Here is a 16,376-nt window from a genome sequence, read left to right as displayed (position 1 = left end):
GCCTGGGCTAAGGCCGCCTGGCCGACGGTGGGGGCGCCGGCGCTGCACGCGTGGCGTCATGCGTAAAACATTCGACGGGCAGCAGCCGGCCGCCGCGGCAGCAGGCGCAAATTTCGTCATCGCTGATCGCCGCGTGTTTGAAGCCGCCGACGAGGTTGGCCTCGCTGAATTCGCGCACCGTTTGCGCGATGCCGCGATCGAATTCGGGTGACACGTAGTGAATGCCGCCCGTCGGCGTCGAAACGAGATTGCCGTCGCGCGCGACGAGTTGACCGTCCTTGAACACATACGCGGGCGACGTGAACATGCGCTCGCGATCGGCATCGTCGCGATAGACGGCGATGTCGGCGGCGGCACCGGCGCCGAGCTGGCCGCGATCGGCAAGGCCAAGCAGCCGTGCCGGTCCCGCGCGCGTGATGATCGCGATCTCGTATAGCGAGAACTCGCGCTTCAATTCCGCGAGCACGCTCGCCACTTTCGCCTCCGGATGCAGTTTGTCGAGCTGTGCATCGCGAAAGGGCTTGTCCATCAAGAGGCGGATCAGATGCGGATAGCTCGTAAACGGTGCGCCGTTCGGGTGATCGGTGGTCATCGAGACGCGCCACGGGTCGTCGACGAGAAGAAAGATTTCGAGCCCGATAATCCATTGCAGCGCGTTCACATAGCTTTGTTCGCGGTAGCGGAACGGCACGATGCCGCAACCCGCGTCGCATTCGATGTCGCCCAGAATCCATTTGCGCGGGTTCGCGAGCGGCGCGTTCCTGAACTGCATCATCGTGTCGCCGGACGCGGTGACGGTCTGCCCGAAGATGATCTGTCCGACGTCGATCGACACGTTAGGCCGCGCGTTCACCGCGTCGGCAATCGCACGCGCGCCCGACGAAAACTTGCGTGGCCCTTCGGTGCCGTAGCTGTGAAACTGGATATGCGTCAGATGAATCGGCAGGCCGTCGGCGGCATCCATGGTCGCGATCGTCGAGGCGATATTGCCGGGCACGCCGAGATTGCTCGAATGGACATGCAGCGGATGCGGTACGCGCAGTTCGGTCAGCGCGCGCGTCAGCGTACGCAGGATGTCGCGCGGCGTGATGCCGTAATGCGCATGCGCTTCGTCGACATCGAGCGCGCGCTGGTTGAACTTGAACGCCGAGATACCGCCCGGGTTCACGACCTTCACGCCGAGCGCGCGGCTTGCATGCATGGTCCAGCCCACGTAGTCGCGCACGCGTTCGAAGTCCTGATGGGCGGCGAGCATCTGCAGAAACAGTTCGTCGTTGCCGAGCATCACGTACGCGCCGTGATCGATGATCGGTGTGTCGCCCATCTCGAGATGCGCATGGCGCGCGTTCGACGCGATCATCGCGGGTTCGAACGCGGCCGTGTAACCCATCTCCGCGTAACGGTAGCCGGTGGCGAGCGTGCCCGGCGTGCAGACGCCGCACGACGGCAGGCGCAGATAGCGGCCGTTGGCGTCGCGGACCGATTCGTAGGCCGCGTCGCGCGGACGGTCTTCGCGATGGTCTTCGGGCAACAGCAGGCGCGACAGGTTGGTCTTGCCGCCGCCGATATGCGAATGCAGATCGATGCCGCCGGCCATCACGACCATGCCGTGCGCATCGTAGTCGTGGTCGAGGGTGGCGCCGGCGGGCGCGTCGACAATGCGGCCGTCGCGAAAGTACAAGTCGCGGCGCTCGCCGTTCACGCCATTGGCCGGATCGTAGACGATGCCGCCCGTCAAACGCGCGAGGCTCATGACGGCCTCCTTGCGCTTGCATGCGCGCCGGCCTGTGCGATGAGCTCGGCGAGCTCGGCGGCGATAGCGGCGACGGTGGGCAAATTTGTGCCTTGACGTGCCGCGTGCAGCGGCGTGACCACAGACGCGTCGAGCCGGAACAGATGGCCGTCGCTATCGATGCCCGGTGTCGCGACCGGGATAAACACGGTCGGCGCGCGGCGCGGTGCGCTCGATGCTGCATGCGCGAGGGCGTCTGCCAAAGCCGGCGGCCCGAGCACGATCGCCGGCACCTGCGGATCGAGTGCGGCAGGCAACGGATGCGGGGCGAAGCTCGTGACCCATAGCAACGCGTCGGTTTCGCGCGCTTCGAGCAGGCGGTCGGTTCGATAGCGGTACGGGTCGTGTTCGAGCGGCGGCGTGCCTGCGGGGCGATCGGGGCGCGATACGCGTGTGCGAAGCGGAAAGCCCGACAGCCACGTGACGGTCTGATTCGCGGTCAATGCGCCGTCCGCGCCGCCGAGGGCAAGTGCGCCGGCGCGGCTCGTCCGGTTGATCGCCTTGACGATGCGGTGCAGCGCTTCGATCAGCAAAGCCGCGTGCGGCTGCGGCAGGGCGGCGGGTTCATAGATAAACGCGGTGTAACTCGCGGACGCAATGCGCTCGGTCAGGGCTGCGAGTGATGCCGCAACCGGCAAGCTTGGTGCGGTTTTGGCGGCTTGCAACGCTTGCGCTTGCGCTTGGGTTTGGCTTTGTGCTTGCGTGCGCGTTTGCGGCGGCCTTTTTTCAAAGGCACTCGCGCTACGGCCTTCCGCGATGGCGGACCACAGCGCAAGCAGATCGTGCGGTGCAGCGTCGGCAAGCATCGATTCGCAGGTCACGTGCGCGGTGCCCCCAGCCGACGGATCCACCTCGCAGCCGACAAAGCAGATCGTGCGCGGCCGCGCATGGCCGGCCAGCGCGCGCTCATAAAAACGCGGATGACGCTGCGAGGGCGTGCAGCCGAACACGATCAGCAGATCCGCTCGCGAGCGCACTTCGGACAGCGTCGTAAAGAACGCGCCGCGGTCTTGCAAGGCGAGTGTCGCCGCGCTCAGCGCATCGCCGTGCAGCGTATCGAGCATCGCGCCGCACGCGGCGGCGAGTGTATAGAGCGAGCGGGCGCCGGCGACGTCGGTCGCGCATGCGCCGAACAGCGGCCGTTGCGCGCGCGCGAGGATATCGGCGGTTTGCGCGAGCGCGTCGTCGAGCGCGACGGGCTGGCCATCGATCGACGGTGCGCGGTTGAGATCGGCGACGCCGTAGTGCTTGAGCGCGTCCGCAAGACGCGGGCAATCGGTGGCGGGCGCGGTAATCGTCGCGTCGTCGCTGACGCGGGCTTCGATGTCGTCGCACAGCAGCGGGCAGAACGGGCAGGTCCAGTCGCGCGTGACTGATGGGGAAAAGGCGGTGGAAAAGGCGGTGGAAACAGCGGCGGACGCATCAGATGCCGCGGACGCCGGCCGCGCAGCAGGCGCGGCCGACTGACCGGCAGTCGGCGCGGGGGTGGTGGGTTCGTGCATGAGGCGCGATAGAGCAAGCTCCATGCCGATTGCGCGCGGCGAGGTGCGCGGTAAAGGCGCTGCGCGGAGGTCGGCGACAAGTCAGCACATGCAACACAGTATGTGCGTCGCGCTGGAACACAGTGTCACCCGCGCGAGCCGCGCTGTGCGTTCCTTGCGATTGGATTGCGGCCCATGCGCGCGCAACCGCTTGGCATGGATATTGTGTTTGCGATTCACCTGACAGCGCGCGGCGGCGCGGCGAGCTTGCCGTCGTGCAGCGCCGAGCCGACGAGCCATGCGTGAGCGCCGCTTTGCGCGGCGGCATCGAGATCGTTGCGATCGCGAATGCCGCCGGCGCCGATCAGTGTGCATGCGCGGCCCGCGCGCTCGCGCAGGGCGTGGAACGTGTCGAGGTCGGGACCTTCGTAGGCGCCGACGCGATCGAGCGTCATGACGATTACGCGCGCGGGCCATAAGGCAGGCGTGTCGTGCAGCGAGGTCGTGGTGCCTGATGGATGAAGCAGGCGGCCCGCGCGGCGGTCGAGCGACAGGATCGGTTCGTAGCCGGCGTGTTCCGCTTCGCGCAGCGCGTCAGGTGTACGAAGCGTCTCTGAGCCAAACACGGGGACGATCGCGCCGGGCGCGTTACCGCGTGGCGCGCCGATGCGCATCAGGTGGGCGTGCATCGAGGCGTGGTCGGCGAAGCCGGCGTCGAGCCAGATCTGGATCCGGCGGCCGGTCGAAGCGGACGCGCCTGGCGGGTCGAGGCCTTCGCACAGCGCGGCAAGCGTCGACGTATCGGCGCGCTGCGCGACGATCGCGCCGAGGTCGGCGACGTACAGCGTGTCGGCGCCGCTCGCGGCGAGCAGGGCACGCGCGACAGCGAGCGGTTCGCTCGTCGCGCACAGGGACGACTGGACAGGGCGGTAGTTCGCGCGGTCGCCGCGCACTGCGCGCACCGCCTGTCCGTCGAGCAGATCGAGAACCGGTATTACCCGCATCGGAGCGTGTCCCTTGATCAGACTGTTTGTCTACGAGTATCTCACCGGCGGCGGCATCGACCCCGATCTTGCCGGCGAAAGCGGTCTTGCCGACCTCAGCGCGCTGATCGTCGAAGGCCGCGCGATGCGCGATGCAATCGTGCAGGATGCACGCGCACTCGACAACGTCGAAGTGAGCTTCGCGAGTTCGCGCTTCGAGGCGGCCGCGGCGTCGCGCAGCGCGCTGCCGCATTATTGCGCGGCACCCGGCGAGCCGATGATGGATTTTGTCGCGCGTGCGGCGCGTGCGCACGACTATGCGTGGATCGTGGCCCCGGAATGCGATGGGTTGATGCTGAAGCTTGCGGACGCCGTGGGTGCGAGCCGCTGGCTTGGCTGCACCACGGAGGCGATCAGTATCGCGTCGAGCAAGCGTGCGACGGCTGCCTTGCTCGCGGCGAACGGGATCGCGTCCACGCCGGCGCTCGATCCGGGCGCGCTCGATGTGGATGCTTTAGCCGCGCGTGCAGACGCGAGCGGTGCGGCCGCTTCATGGGTCGTCAAGCCCGACGACGGCGCGGGCGGGCTCGATACCTGGCGCTACGACAACCTCGCCGAAGCGTGCGATGCCTATTGCGCGCGCGTCGCCAATGGGCATCGTTCGGTCCTGCAGGAGTGGGTGGACGGCGAAGCGCTGAGCCTGTCGCTGATCTGCGGCGCGGCGGGCGCGCGGTTGATCAGCATCAACCGGCAGCGAATCGGCGTGGCCGATACGGCGTCCGCAGGGCATACGGGGCGCGTCGTCGCGTTCGACGGCGTCGATATCGATCGGATCGATCGGCATAGTCCCGAAGGGCGCATGCTCGAAACGCTCGCGCAGAAGACCGCGGCCCTGGTGCCGGGGTTGCGCGGGTTTGTCGGGATCGACGTCGTTTGGCACCCGGATCGCGGGCCGATCGTTATCGAAGTGAATCCGCGCGTGACGATGGCGTATGTCGGCTTGTCCGCGCGGCTCGGGCGCAATCTCGCGGCCGATGTGTTTGCCGCGCATGGCGTGCGTGCCGCTTCCGCGCTGCAGCCGCAACGCGACGCGGCCGGCTCCGCGCCGCTTTTCATCGGCAGGACGGCGCCATGAGCGGCTCGTGCGATCGCGATGGCAGCGTGGATACGCCGCGTACCGTGTTCGGCTGGGATGTCGGCGGCGCGCATGTGAAAGTGTCGCTTGCCGATGCCGCGGGGACGCACGTCGAGGTCGCGCAGTGGGCGTGTCCGCTGTGGCAGGGGCTTGTGCATCTCGAACGCGTGATCGACGACGTATTCGCGCGTTGGCCCGCTGCTCGCGCGCCGCGCGCGCGTCACGCGGTGACGATGACGGGCGAAATGGTCGATCTGTTCGCGGACCGTGAGCACGGCGTGCTGGTGCTGGTGCAGACGCTTGCCGCGCGTTTGGGTGAAAACACACGGTTTTTTGCGGGCAAACACGACTGGCTCCGTGCTGCCGATGCGGTCGAACGGTGGCGCGCAGTCGCATCGGCGAACTGGCTTGCCACTTCACAGTGGGTCGCCACGCAAGTGCCGAACGCGTTGCTGGTCGATATCGGCAGTACGACTACCGATATCGTGCCGATCGTCGACGCGTGCGTAGCGGCGCGCGGGACGAACGACGCGACGCGGCTTGTAACCGGCGAACTCGTTTATCAAGGTGTCGTGCGCACGCCGCTGTGCGGCATTGCGCACCGCATTGCGTTTCGCGGCGAGATGACGGGCGTGATGAACGAGTGGTTTGCGACGAGCGCGGATATCTACCGCTTGAGCGGCGAGCTATGGCCGCCGCACGATCAGCATGCAAGCGCCGACAACGGCCCGAAAACCGTCGATGCGAGCTGTGCGCGGCTTGCGCGGATGATCGGTCGCGATGCGGCCGATGCGAGCGTCGATGAATGGCGTGCATTTGCGCGGACGTGGCGGATCGAGCAGCTGCGTGCGATCGGCGAAGGCCTTGCGCAAGTGTGCGCGGCGCATCCGGCGTTGGCGGACGCGCCGCTGGTCGGCGCGGGATGCGGGCGATTCCTGGTGGTGGCGCTTGCGTGCGAAACGGCGCGTGCATACGTGGATTTCAGCGAGCTCGTGGGCAGGCCGAAAACTTCGACCGTGCAAGCGGATGCGGACGTGAACACCGGTGCGGATGCCGATGTGGATCTGAATGCCGACGCGCACACGCCTTCGCACGAACCGAACGAATGGATTGCCACCTGCGCGCCGAGCGTCGCAGTCGCGTTGTTGATGGCGATGGACGAGACACAGCGTGAGCGTGATTCAAAGCATGCGGCTCGCGCCGAACCTGCGCGCGCCGCTTAGCGGGACAGTCGAACGACACAAGCGACACATGCCGTAACCATCCGGCCGCGGACGGCTAGCGCGGATGCCGGTGAAAGTCGGAACAGAGCGAGGGAAAGACATGTGGGTGGTGAAAATCGGGGGCAGCCTGAGTCACGACCCGTCGCTGCGCGATTGGCTCACGCAGCTTTGGGAAGTCGGCGGTGGGCGTATCGTGATCGTGCCGGGTGGCGGCGATTTCGCCGACCGGGTCCGCGACTATCAGAAGGAGTGGCGGTTCGGCGATCTGGCGGCGCACAACATGTGCCTGCTTGCGATGACGCAATACGCGCTGCTGATGCAGGGCGTACTGCCCGAACTTGTGCTCGCGACCAACGAGGATATGATTCGCCGCGCGCTGCGCAACGGGAAGGTCGCGGTGTGGATGCCGATCGGGCTGCTCACGGCGACGCCCAATGCGATGTCGAACTGGGACACGACTTCGGATAGCCTCGCGGCGTGGTTGTCGACGTCGCTCAACGCGGAGCGGTTGATGGTGGTGAAGTCATGCGATGTCGATTCGGGGCGTTCGCTCGAAGTGCTGGCGTCGCAGGGGGTGCTCGATGCGCGGTTTGTCGACTATGTGAACGACGCGAATTATGTGGTCGAGCTGTTCAATAAGGGGGATGTCGGGTTGATGCGCGAACGGTTATTGAATTCGCCGGCGGCTTAGTCCCGGGATCAGGGTTTACCACCGGCTAACGGCGAGCCCGAAGCCCGCCGCTGTCCGTTATCGACAAACATCACGCGTACTGAGCCTGCGGATGCCGATGCAACGCATCCGCCCATTGCGCGACCCGCTGCGGATCGAGTCGTGTCGTGCGCCCACTTTCACATAGGGCGGTACGAAAACCCGCGACATCGGGCGCGTGTGCGCGAATCTTGTCCAGCTGTGCCCAGCCGAGCGAGCCCGCGAGCCCGACCATCGCCCCCTTCGCATGAATCGTATCGATGCACGCTGCAAGCGTCGCCTCGTCGACGCAGTCGAATAGCGTGCGGCCGTCTTTCACAGCGGTGTCGAATATCACGCCGGCGAAGCCGAGGTTCACCGCATGTTCGACGAGCTGCGGATCGATGCCGTCATCGCACAGCAGTACCGGCAACACAGGCGCCGGCAGTCCCGCAAGATGCGTGAGACACGCACGCGCATGCGGACCCGCATTGATGCCGACTTTCACATAGTCGACGCCCGCGTCGCCAATCTCGATGACACGCGCCGCGATTTCGTCGAACGCGTCGGCGGGCATATCGCCGATCGTCGCGCTGATCGGCTTGACCGGGTAGCGTGCGCGCAGTTCGCGCGTGATGCGGGCGATTTTATAGGTCGCGACGCGGCCAAGCGCGCCGCCGTGGGGTTCCTTCAGATCAATCAGCTCCGCGCCCGCGTGCGCGGCATCGAAAGCTTCGTCGGCTGAGCGGACGCTCGCTAGTAATGCAGTCATCGAGGTCTCCGAAACGTTGCGTGGTGAGTGTTCATGAATGAAGCGATTGCGCTCGTTCGATCCATGGCGCAGTGCCGCATTCGCCGTGCCGCACCGCAGTATCGAGCGAGTGCCTTAACGTGTTTCGTGCATGGTGTGCGGTGCATCATCGGGTGCACCGCCGGTTTTCGCTGCGGCGTGTGCGCGATACCGGTCGATTGCCGAGAGAATCCACGACCACGCGGTCTGCTCGTCCGGGCCGGCGGTCTTGTCGATCGCAATCTGCAAATAGGCGATTTCGCGATCGATCTTGTCGGCCGGCAGCATAAAGAGACGGCTTACAAGAATCGCGCCTTCCACCACGGCCGCCTGCGCACGATTGAAACCGCCGAACGGAGCATGCGTTTCCGTGCGCACGCAGCGCATTTTCAGCGTCGGTCGCTGTGCGTCGTCGAGTGTTTCCGCCAGCGCGAGCTCGGTATGCGCGAGCGATTGCGCAAGCCGTACGGACGGCACCTGACTTGCGCGAACGGTCGGCCAGTCGCGTTGCGTGCCGGTCACGCAGCCCGCAAACACCCTGACGTCAGTCGTGAAATTGATTACCGCCGATTGCGTGGCGACGATGTTGTCGAGCGTCGTCGACGGTCGGAACGGCGCGAGAATCGCGAGGCCGTGTTCGAAGCGCACGCCCATCGGCGCAATGTGAGGTGTGCCGTCGCGTGCCGCGGTCGTGATGATCGTCTCGTGAATCATGGCGAACAGGGCGGGTTATGCGACGCGCGATACACCGGCGGTCTGCTAGTGGAAAAACGCTGGAAAAATGGGGTGAAACGCGTGTGCGGCGGTAATACGAATATGCACCGAACACGTCACGAATAAGCAACGAACAGGCAACGAGCCAGCGGAAGCGGAAAGTGCGGGGCCGCCCGAAGGAAGCCCCGCGCGTTCGGCGTTTTAGCGGGTCGCGATGTACATCGTGACTTCGAAGCCAAAACGCATGTCCGTGTAGCTTGGGGTTGTCCACTGCATAGTCTTCCCTCCTTGAAAAAAGACGATTGCCTTGGCGACCAGCGCTTCCATGAGGCGCCAATCGCGTCGACCCATGTCACGACGCAAGGTACGTGCCACAAAGCATAGATTGTGTGCGAGTCAACTACAAACCATCCAGGGTTTGTGCTTACACGTCTTACTGTCGCGATATCGCAGCAAAGTGTTGCACCCGCCGCGTCACTGATTGTGAGCGCATTTGGTTGCGTCGTCACCTGTCTTAACGCATGACTTAAGGCCGCGCAAGAAAATCGTGAATTCACTTCGACGCGCGTCGCGCCTACATTGACCTCCATGGCAGCAAGCTCGCAGCAAGCCAACGACAGGAGGACACCGATGAACGATTTCAGCCAGGCAGCGATCGCACCCGCCGATACACCGACACGGCGCTCGCGCTACGACGCAGGCGTGCTCAAGTATCGCGAGATGGGTTATTGGCAGCCCGATTACGAGCCGAAAGAGACGGACGTGATCGCGCTGTTCCGCATCACACCGCAACCCGGCGTCGAGCCCGAGGAAGCGGCGGCGGCGGTGGCCGGCGAATCGTCGACGGCAACATGGACCGTGGTCTGGACCGATCGTCTTACCGCGTGCGACATGTACCGCGCCAAGGCGTATCGCGTCGAGCCGGTGCCGGGCTCGGCCGGCAATCGCGAGCCGCAATACTTCGCGTATATCGCCTACGAGCTGGACCTTTTCGAAGAAGGTTCGGTGGCCAACCTGACGGCGTCGATCATCGGCAATGTATTCGGCTTCAAGCCCTTGAGGGCTTTGCGGCTTGAAGACATGCGCATTCCGGTCGCGTATCTGAAAACTTTTCATGGTCCCGCGACGGGCATTGTCGTCGAGCGTGAACGTCTCGACAAATATGGACGTCCGTTGCTCGGCGCGACCGTCAAGCCCAAGCTTGGTTTGTCCGGCAAAAACTACGGACGTGTCGTTTACGAAGGGCTTAAAGGCGGACTCGATTTCCTCAAGGATGACGAAAACATCAATTCGCAAGCCTTTATGCACTGGCGCGACCGGTATCTGTTTTCGATGGAAGCGGTAAATCGTGCCCAGGCGGAAACCGGCGAAGTGAAGGGCCATTACCTGAATGTGACGGCGGCGACGATGGAGGACATGTACGAGCGCGCGGAATTTGCCAAGGAACTCGGTTCGTGCATCGTGATGATCGATCTTGTGATCGGCTGGACCGCGATTCAGTCGATGGCGCGCTGGGCGCGTAAGAACGACATGATTCTGCATTTGCATCGCGCGGGGCACGGCACCTACACACGGCAGCGCAATCACGGTATTTCGTTTCGCGTGATCGCCAAGTGGCTGCGTATGGCGGGCGTCGATCATGCGCATGCGGGCACCGCGGTCGGCAAGCTCGAAGGCGATCCGCTGTCGGTGCAAGGCTATTACAACGTGCTGCGCGAAGCGCGCAATCCAGTGGACCTGTCGCGCGGCATTTTCTTCGATCAGCCGTGGGCCGGCTTGCGCAAAGTGATGCCGGTCGCGTCGGGCGGCATTCACGCGGGGCAGATGCACCAGTTGCTCGACCTCTTCGGCGACGATGCCATTCTGCAGTTCGGCGGCGGCACGATCGGGCATCCAGCCGGCATCCAGGCGGGCGCGACCGCGAATCGCGTGGCGCTCGAAGCGATGGTGAAGGCGCGCAACGAAGGGCGCGACCTCGCGAATGAAGGGCCGGATTTGCTCGAAGCGGCGGCGCGTCATTGCCTGCCGCTCAAGCAGGCGCTCGATACGTGGCGCGATGTGACGTTTAACTATGCATCGACCGATACGCCGGACTTTGCCGTGACGCCGAGCGTTGCCTGAGGCTCGCCGACCGCCGGCCGTTGCGCGCGCAACGAGCGCGCAGCGTCCTGATCACTGCGTTCTGTACAAAGGGGTACCGCCATGCGTATCACGCAAGGGACGTTTTCTTTTTTACCCGATCTGACCGACGATGAAATCCGCCTGCAAGTCGACTATGCGCTGGCTCAAGGCTGGGCGTGTTCGGTCGAATACACCGACAATCCGCATCCGCGCAACACATACTGGGAAATGTGGGGGCTGCCGATGTTCGATCTGCGCGATGCGGCGGGTGTCATGCAGGAAGTGACGGCGTGCCGCGACGCGCATCCACAGCATTACATCAAGGTCAATGCGTTCGACTCGGTGCGCGGTTTCGAAACGATGCGGTTGTCGTTCATCGTGAACCGGCCCGATGACGAAGCGACCTATTCGCTCGAACGCCAGGAAAACGAGGGACGTGTGCAGCGTTATGCGTTGAGGCGCCGCGTCGGCGATGCGCAAGGCGATACGCGCAAAGACGCGCGTGCCGACGCCGCGCGAGGCTGGTGATTGCTCCCGGCCGCGCACACGGCGCCCCGTACCGGATTCCATCGAAACGGAGACGACCATGACTGCCGATACGCTTGAATTACCGGCTCGCCGCGAGGCGTTGTCGCAACATCCACCGCATGCACCCGCCGAAACGCCGCCGGACGGACCGCATGTGAACCTGCTCGCGCTGTATCGCGAATCGGGCATCGCGGGTGTGCTGACCGAACTCGATCGCGATCTGGTCGGCCTCGCGCCGGTCAAAACGCGCATTCGCGAAATCGCCGCGCAATTGCTCGTGGAACGCGCTCGTGCCACGCTCGGTATCGCGACCGGCGCGCCGACGCTGCATATGTGTTTTTCCGGCAACCCCGGCACCGGCAAGACGACGGTCGCGATGCGCATGGCCGACGTGCTGCACCGGCTCGGTTATATCCGGCGCAATCATCTGGTGTCGGTGACGCGCGACGATCTGGTGGGCCAATACATCGGCCATACCGCGCCGAAAACGCGCGACGTACTGAAGCGGGCCATGGGCGGCGTGCTGTTTATCGACGAAGCGTACTACCTGTATCGCCCGGAAAACGAGCGGGATTACGGGCAGGAGTCGATCGAAATCCTGCTGCAGGCGATGGAAAACCAGCGCGACGATCTCGTGGTGATTCTGGCCGGCTACGCGTCGCGAATGGATACGTTTTTCCAGAGCAACCCCGGCTTTCGCTCACGGATCGCGCATCACATCACGTTCCCCGATTACGGCCCGGAAGAGCTGCTCGCGATCGCCGAGCGGATGCTCGACACGATGCACTACCGCTTCGATTGCGATTCGCGCCGCTCGTTCGAGGATTACCTGGAGCGGCGCATCAGGCAGCCGAACTTCGCGAATGCGCGCTCGGTGCGCAATGCGATTGATCGAGCACGGCTGCGCCAGGCGAACCGCCTGTTTGCTGCCGCGCTCGACGGCGCACAACCGGCCGATCCCGCCGCGCTCACGCTGATCACAGCGGGCGATATTCGCGCGAGCCGCGTGTTCGACCGGCTCTCGCCTGGCCCGCAACCGGGAACGGTGACGGGAAGCACCGCAGCCGCTAAACCGACGGCTTCCTGAGGAGCGCGCGATGCGAGACGGACGAACGACACTCTCGAAGTTCCTGATCGACGCGCTCGACAGGCAATGTCCGCCGCGGCGCGCGAGCGGTTTGTCGGCGTTGCTGATCGATGTTGCCGCTTCGATCAAGACGATTGCGGCGACACTCACGCGCGGTGCGCTCGACGGCAACTATGGATCGGCGCGCTCGGCCAATGTGCACGGCGAAGAGCAGAAGAAGCTCGACGTGCTCACCAACGATATCTTTCTGCAGCATTGCGAGTGGGACGGGTTGCTCGCGGGCATGGTGTCCGAGGAGATCGAGCACGTGTACCAGATACCGCCGGGCTACCCGCGCGGCGAGTATCTGCTTGCGTTCGATCCGCTCGACGGCTCGTCGAACATCGATATCAACGGCGCCGTGGGTTCGATTTTTTCGGTGTTGCATGCGCCTGCGCAGGACGAGGCGCTGGTAAACGGAAACGCAAGAGCGGGAAACGCAAAAGCGGGAAATGCCAAAGCAGCGGACCGCAGCGCGTTCTTAAGGCCGGGCCACGAGCAGGTTGCCGCCGGCTATGCGATTTACGGCCCCGCGACAATGCTCGTGCTGTCGATCGGCAACGGCACGCATGGCTTCACGCTCGAGCGTGACGTCGGCAACTTCGTGCTGACGCATTCGGACATTCGCATTCCAGAAGATACGAGCGAGTTCGCGATCAATGCATCGAACGAGCGCTTCTGGGAGCCGCCAATACGGCGCTATGTGCAGGAATGCAAGGATGGCAAGAGCGGCTGCCGCGAGCGCGACTTCAATATGCGGTGGATTGCGGCGATGGTGGCCGAGGTGCATCGCATTCTGATGCGCGGCGGCGTGTTTATGTATCCGCGCGATTTTCGCTCGGTGCGCACGACGCAGGGCCGTTTGCGTTTGCTGTACGAAGCGAACCCGATGAGTTTTCTAATCGAACAGGCGGGCGGCGCGGCGATCACCGGGCGCGAGCGCATTCTCGACGTGGTACCTGACGACCTGCACGAGTGCGTGCCGGTGATACTCGGCTCGAAGAACGAAGTGATGCGCATTGGCCGCTATCACCGCGAGCACGATCTCGGCACCGACCGGCCGTTTTCATCGCCGCTCTTCAGGGAACGGTCGCTGTTTTTGCCCGAAGCGCCGGCATAGAGCGTGCATTGACGGAGTCCGCGTATCGACGAAGTTTATCGACACCGATTAGCGAAAGGGAGAAGCGCGTATGTCAGTCAAGCACCCGATCATCGCGGTGACCGGATCGAGCGGCGCCGGCACGACCACCGTCATGAAGAGTTTTCAGCATATTTTCAGGCGCGAGAAGATTAACGCGCAGATCGTGGAAGGCGATGCGTTTCATCGCTACGACCGGCTCGGCATGCGTGACGCGCTGAAGCAGGCCGAGCGGGACGGCGTGCATCACTTTAGCCATTTCGGGCCCGATGCGAATATGCTTGAAGAACTCGAGCAACTATTTGCGAACTATGGGAAGTCGGGCTCGGGAAAATTTCGCCGCTATGTGCACGACGAAATAGACGCGGCGAAGTTCAAGCTGCCCTCCGGTACGTTCACACCGTGGGAGGATATCGAGTCGGGCACCGATATGCTGTTTTACGAAGGGCTGCACGGCGGGGCCGTGACGGATAGCGTGGATATCGCGCAGCATGCGGATCTGCTGGTGGGCGTGGTGCCGATCATCAACCTCGAGTGGATCCAGAAGCTGCATCGCGATCAGAACATGCGCGGTTATTCGCATGAAGCCATTGTCGATACGATACTGCGGCGCATGCCCGATTATGTGAATTACATTTGTCCGCAGTTTTCACGCACGCATGTCAATTTTCAGCGCGTGCCGACGGTGGATACGTCGAACCCGTTTACCGCGCGCGAGATTCCGCAGCCTGACGAGAGCTTTGTGGTGATCCGGTTTGCGCGGCCTAAAGGGATCGACTTCCCGTATTTGCTCACCATGCTCCATGATTCGTTCATGTCGCGGCCGAATGTGATTGTGGTGCCCGGCGGCAAGATGGGGCTCGCGATGCAGCTCATTTTTACGCCGATGATTTTGCAGTTGAGGGATCGGTGTGCGCGGGCTTGATAAATCGCATCCCTTAACACCCGAAGGATCAGGTGCTTTGCGAATGAATTGGGCGTGTTTGCATGGAAAATTATTCTTGAAGCTAGGTAGCCACGAATTTCGATAGATGCTGCGTTATGGAAAGGCGTAAAACCCTATTCGATTGTTGCGGCTCATTGTGAACGTAGAATGTCACTTGCCGCCCGGTGGACCCGGTATTTGAAGTTTCTGCAATATATAATGGGAGTTTTCGATATCTCCGGCTCTTTCGAGTTCAATTTGGATGTTTTTGTATGATGCTATGTTATCTGCTCCTGGGGGGTCGCAGGCCATCAAATTGGTGATGCCCAGGTTTGAAAAAATCAAATTCCGAATCGAAGGATGAAATGGCTTATTTCTGGTGCTTGCATATTCACTCCACAGGATGTTTGCGGTTTTAAATTGATATTGAAGCATCGGTGTATTCGTATCGTATTCCAGTCCCCGTACTATCCAACGGTCCTTCCGCTTGTCCCACACGCCTCCGCATAGTTCGCCGGTTTCGTTACTAACGATGCACCCCGTCGTCGTCTCCAACACCGGGCAGTACTGCCTGCTTTGTACTTCGGCCTTCTCAGAGGGCCCAGCTTGCAGGATGCCTACCCTTACGACGTCGATTACCGCGTACTTGCCGGTAGGGGAGATTTGAGGCGGGTATGAATCGTCAAACAGTATCCCGTTTGAGGATGTCAATGTCTCAAGTGGGAAGAGGTTGAATTGCTGCCCATTCATATTTGAATATATTGCTGTCTTCCAGCCGGTTCCGAACTTTTTCCGCTCTTCAGACGTCAGTGATGATGAAAAAACAAGCGTCGCGCCAGTTGAGAAAGAAATGCGGTCGGTGCTGGCTTTGCACGTAGATACGCTTAAAAAGAATGCCACAGATAAAATTTGTGTCGTCGCAAATTGATTTATGTTCATTGAATTTCCTCATATTTATAAAAGGCTGCCCGCGAGCGCTAAATATCTCGCAGGCGCCACACTGACGCCGTTAATTTTCGCCATTTCCCGATTTGGTCCATATGTTTCTAATATTTCTGATTCATATTTTGCGTGCTGTTGCCCCCATTCATTGGGGTTTCGTGAAACCGACGAATGAATTGCAAAAAATTTGTCCAGTGCGCGACCGATATCTCGACCTGGGTATGCTGGTCGATTAATGCTTTGGTCGAGGGTCCGCCGTCTGTCCGTTCCGGACGATCACCGGTTTGTCCCGGGCAAAGGAGGTGATGAGCCACTGCCTTGTCCAGTACGGGGGTTTCTCGCGGTTCGGGAAATTCGCATAGTCCCCGTCGGACATCAGGTGCATGTACAGGCTGTAGAACGTCAGCGTCGCGCCGCGCGGAAACTCCATCGTGTGGCGCAGCAGCGCAAAGCCGGTGCTGTACGGCGCGCGAACCGTGCCGCCGGGCGCGGCGAACTCGCTGACCGGATAGGCGCGGTTGGCCCGGTACGCAATCAGGTGACCGTCGGCAAGCGCGCGCAAGCCCGCATCGAGGTCCATTGTCTGGCCCGCGCCAGCCTCGCTGATGTGAATGCCGCCGTGCCACATGCCGCTTTTGCTGACGGGATACGAACCGGATGGCTCGCGCCCGGCCAGTAGCCGGTGAAGCTCATGCTCGTCGGTGAAGGGCGATGACTTGTCCGACTTGCCCTGGCCCTTGCGCAGGAACGGGAAAGCGAATTGCAACTGCTTCAGGCCGGGCTTTGCGAA

The 16,376-nt window shown here is 62.8% G+C and carries 15 protein-coding genes and 1 pseudogene; 8 read left to right on the top strand and 8 right to left on the bottom strand.

Annotated elements, in window-relative coordinates; translation table 11 throughout:
* Positions 1-7 precede the first annotated feature (7 nt).
* The 3 genes from ACYPXD_RS11240 to ACYPXD_RS11230 all read right to left on the bottom strand — a co-directional run bounded on the left by ACYPXD_RS11240 (position 8) and on the right by ACYPXD_RS11230 (position 4,277).
* On the bottom strand, positions 8-1,753 hold the full coding sequence (locus tag ACYPXD_RS11240) for a formylmethanofuran dehydrogenase subunit A (protein WP_459710841.1): 1,746 nt from the start codon (positions 1,751-1,753) through the stop codon (positions 8-10).
* A complete protein-coding gene (locus ACYPXD_RS11235; protein WP_459710838.1) occupies positions 1,750-3,294 on the bottom strand; it encodes a molybdopterin-binding domain-containing protein in 1,545 nt (514 codons plus the stop codon). Before ACYPXD_RS11235 ends, ACYPXD_RS11240 begins: the two co-directional genes overlap by 4 nt.
* A 215-nt stretch (positions 3,295-3,509) precedes the next feature.
* Positions 3,510-4,277: a HisA/HisF-related TIM barrel protein gene (locus ACYPXD_RS11230; RefSeq protein ID WP_459710836.1), complete on the bottom strand. Its 768-nt coding sequence runs from the start codon at positions 4,275-4,277 to the stop codon at positions 3,510-3,512.
* A 13-nt stretch (positions 4,278-4,290) separates the two neighbouring features.
* Here ACYPXD_RS11230 and ACYPXD_RS11225 point away from each other — a divergent pair, with 13 nt between their 5' ends.
* The 3 genes from ACYPXD_RS11225 (at position 4,291) to ACYPXD_RS11215 (ending at position 7,305) form a co-directional block, all read left to right on the top strand.
* Positions 4,291-5,391 carry an ATP-grasp domain-containing protein gene (locus tag ACYPXD_RS11225; protein WP_459710834.1) on the top strand — a complete coding sequence of 367 codons (1,101 nt, stop codon included), beginning with the start codon at positions 4,291-4,293 and terminating at the stop codon, positions 5,389-5,391.
* Positions 5,388-6,614, top strand: a complete 1,227-nt coding sequence (locus ACYPXD_RS11220; RefSeq protein ID WP_459710832.1) for a hydantoinase/oxoprolinase family protein — start codon at positions 5,388-5,390, stop codon at positions 6,612-6,614. The genes ACYPXD_RS11225 and ACYPXD_RS11220 overlap by 4 nt, the downstream gene beginning before the upstream one ends.
* 100 nt (positions 6,615-6,714) lie before the next feature.
* Entirely contained in the window at positions 6,715-7,305 is a 591-nt protein-coding gene (locus tag ACYPXD_RS11215) for an amino acid kinase family protein (protein ID WP_459710830.1), read from the top strand.
* Between the two features lie 70 nt (positions 7,306-7,375).
* Here ACYPXD_RS11215 and ACYPXD_RS11210 read toward each other — a convergent pair whose 3' ends face one another.
* From ACYPXD_RS11210 to pqqA, 3 genes are all read right to left on the bottom strand, one after another.
* On the bottom strand, positions 7,376-8,074 hold the full coding sequence (locus tag ACYPXD_RS11210; RefSeq protein ID WP_459710828.1) for a (5-formylfuran-3-yl)methyl phosphate synthase: 699 nt from the start codon (positions 8,072-8,074) through the stop codon (positions 7,376-7,378).
* A gap of 114 nt (positions 8,075-8,188) precedes the next feature.
* Entirely contained in the window at positions 8,189-8,806 is a 618-nt protein-coding gene (locus tag ACYPXD_RS11205) for a DUF447 domain-containing protein (RefSeq protein ID WP_459710826.1), read from the bottom strand.
* A 201-nt stretch (positions 8,807-9,007) separates the two neighbouring features.
* Positions 9,008-9,082, bottom strand: a complete 75-nt coding sequence (pqqA, locus tag ACYPXD_RS11200) for a pyrroloquinoline quinone precursor peptide PqqA (protein ID WP_075161304.1) — start codon at positions 9,080-9,082, stop codon at positions 9,008-9,010.
* Positions 9,083-9,436: 354 nt separating this feature from the next.
* On the opposite strand from pqqA, the gene ACYPXD_RS11195 reads away from it, so the two are divergent.
* The 5 genes from ACYPXD_RS11195 to ACYPXD_RS11175 all read left to right on the top strand — a co-directional run bounded on the left by ACYPXD_RS11195 (position 9,437) and on the right by ACYPXD_RS11175 (position 14,644).
* Entirely contained in the window at positions 9,437-10,927 is a 1,491-nt protein-coding gene (locus ACYPXD_RS11195; RefSeq protein WP_459710824.1) for a form I ribulose bisphosphate carboxylase large subunit, read from the top strand.
* A gap of 81 nt (positions 10,928-11,008) precedes the next feature.
* Entirely contained in the window at positions 11,009-11,455 is a 447-nt protein-coding gene (locus ACYPXD_RS11190; protein WP_459710822.1) for a ribulose bisphosphate carboxylase small subunit, read from the top strand.
* 58 nt (positions 11,456-11,513) lie between these two features.
* Positions 11,514-12,542, top strand: coding sequence for a CbbX protein (gene cbbX / locus ACYPXD_RS11185; protein WP_459710820.1), 1,029 nt, complete (start codon positions 11,514-11,516; stop codon positions 12,540-12,542).
* 10 nt (positions 12,543-12,552) lie between these two features.
* Complete coding sequence (locus ACYPXD_RS11180) at positions 12,553-13,701, top strand: class 1 fructose-bisphosphatase (protein ID WP_459710818.1); 1,149 nt, start codon at positions 12,553-12,555, stop codon at positions 13,699-13,701.
* A 70-nt stretch (positions 13,702-13,771) separates the two neighbouring features.
* Entirely contained in the window at positions 13,772-14,644 is an 873-nt protein-coding gene (locus ACYPXD_RS11175) for a phosphoribulokinase (protein WP_459710815.1), read from the top strand.
* A gap of 171 nt (positions 14,645-14,815) precedes the next feature.
* Here ACYPXD_RS11175 and ACYPXD_RS11170 read toward each other — a convergent pair whose 3' ends face one another.
* Complete coding sequence (locus ACYPXD_RS11170; protein ID WP_459710813.1) at positions 14,816-15,583, bottom strand: hypothetical protein; 768 nt, start codon at positions 15,581-15,583, stop codon at positions 14,816-14,818.
* 235 nt (positions 15,584-15,818) lie between these two features.
* A pseudogene (locus tag ACYPXD_RS11165) lies at positions 15,819-16,376 on the bottom strand (glycoside hydrolase family 19 protein); the annotation flags it as partial.

The organism is Paraburkholderia sp. 2C, assembly GCF_054589215.1.
Note: the sequence above shows the minus strand (reverse complement) of the source record. Positions and strands in the feature narration are given on the sequence as shown.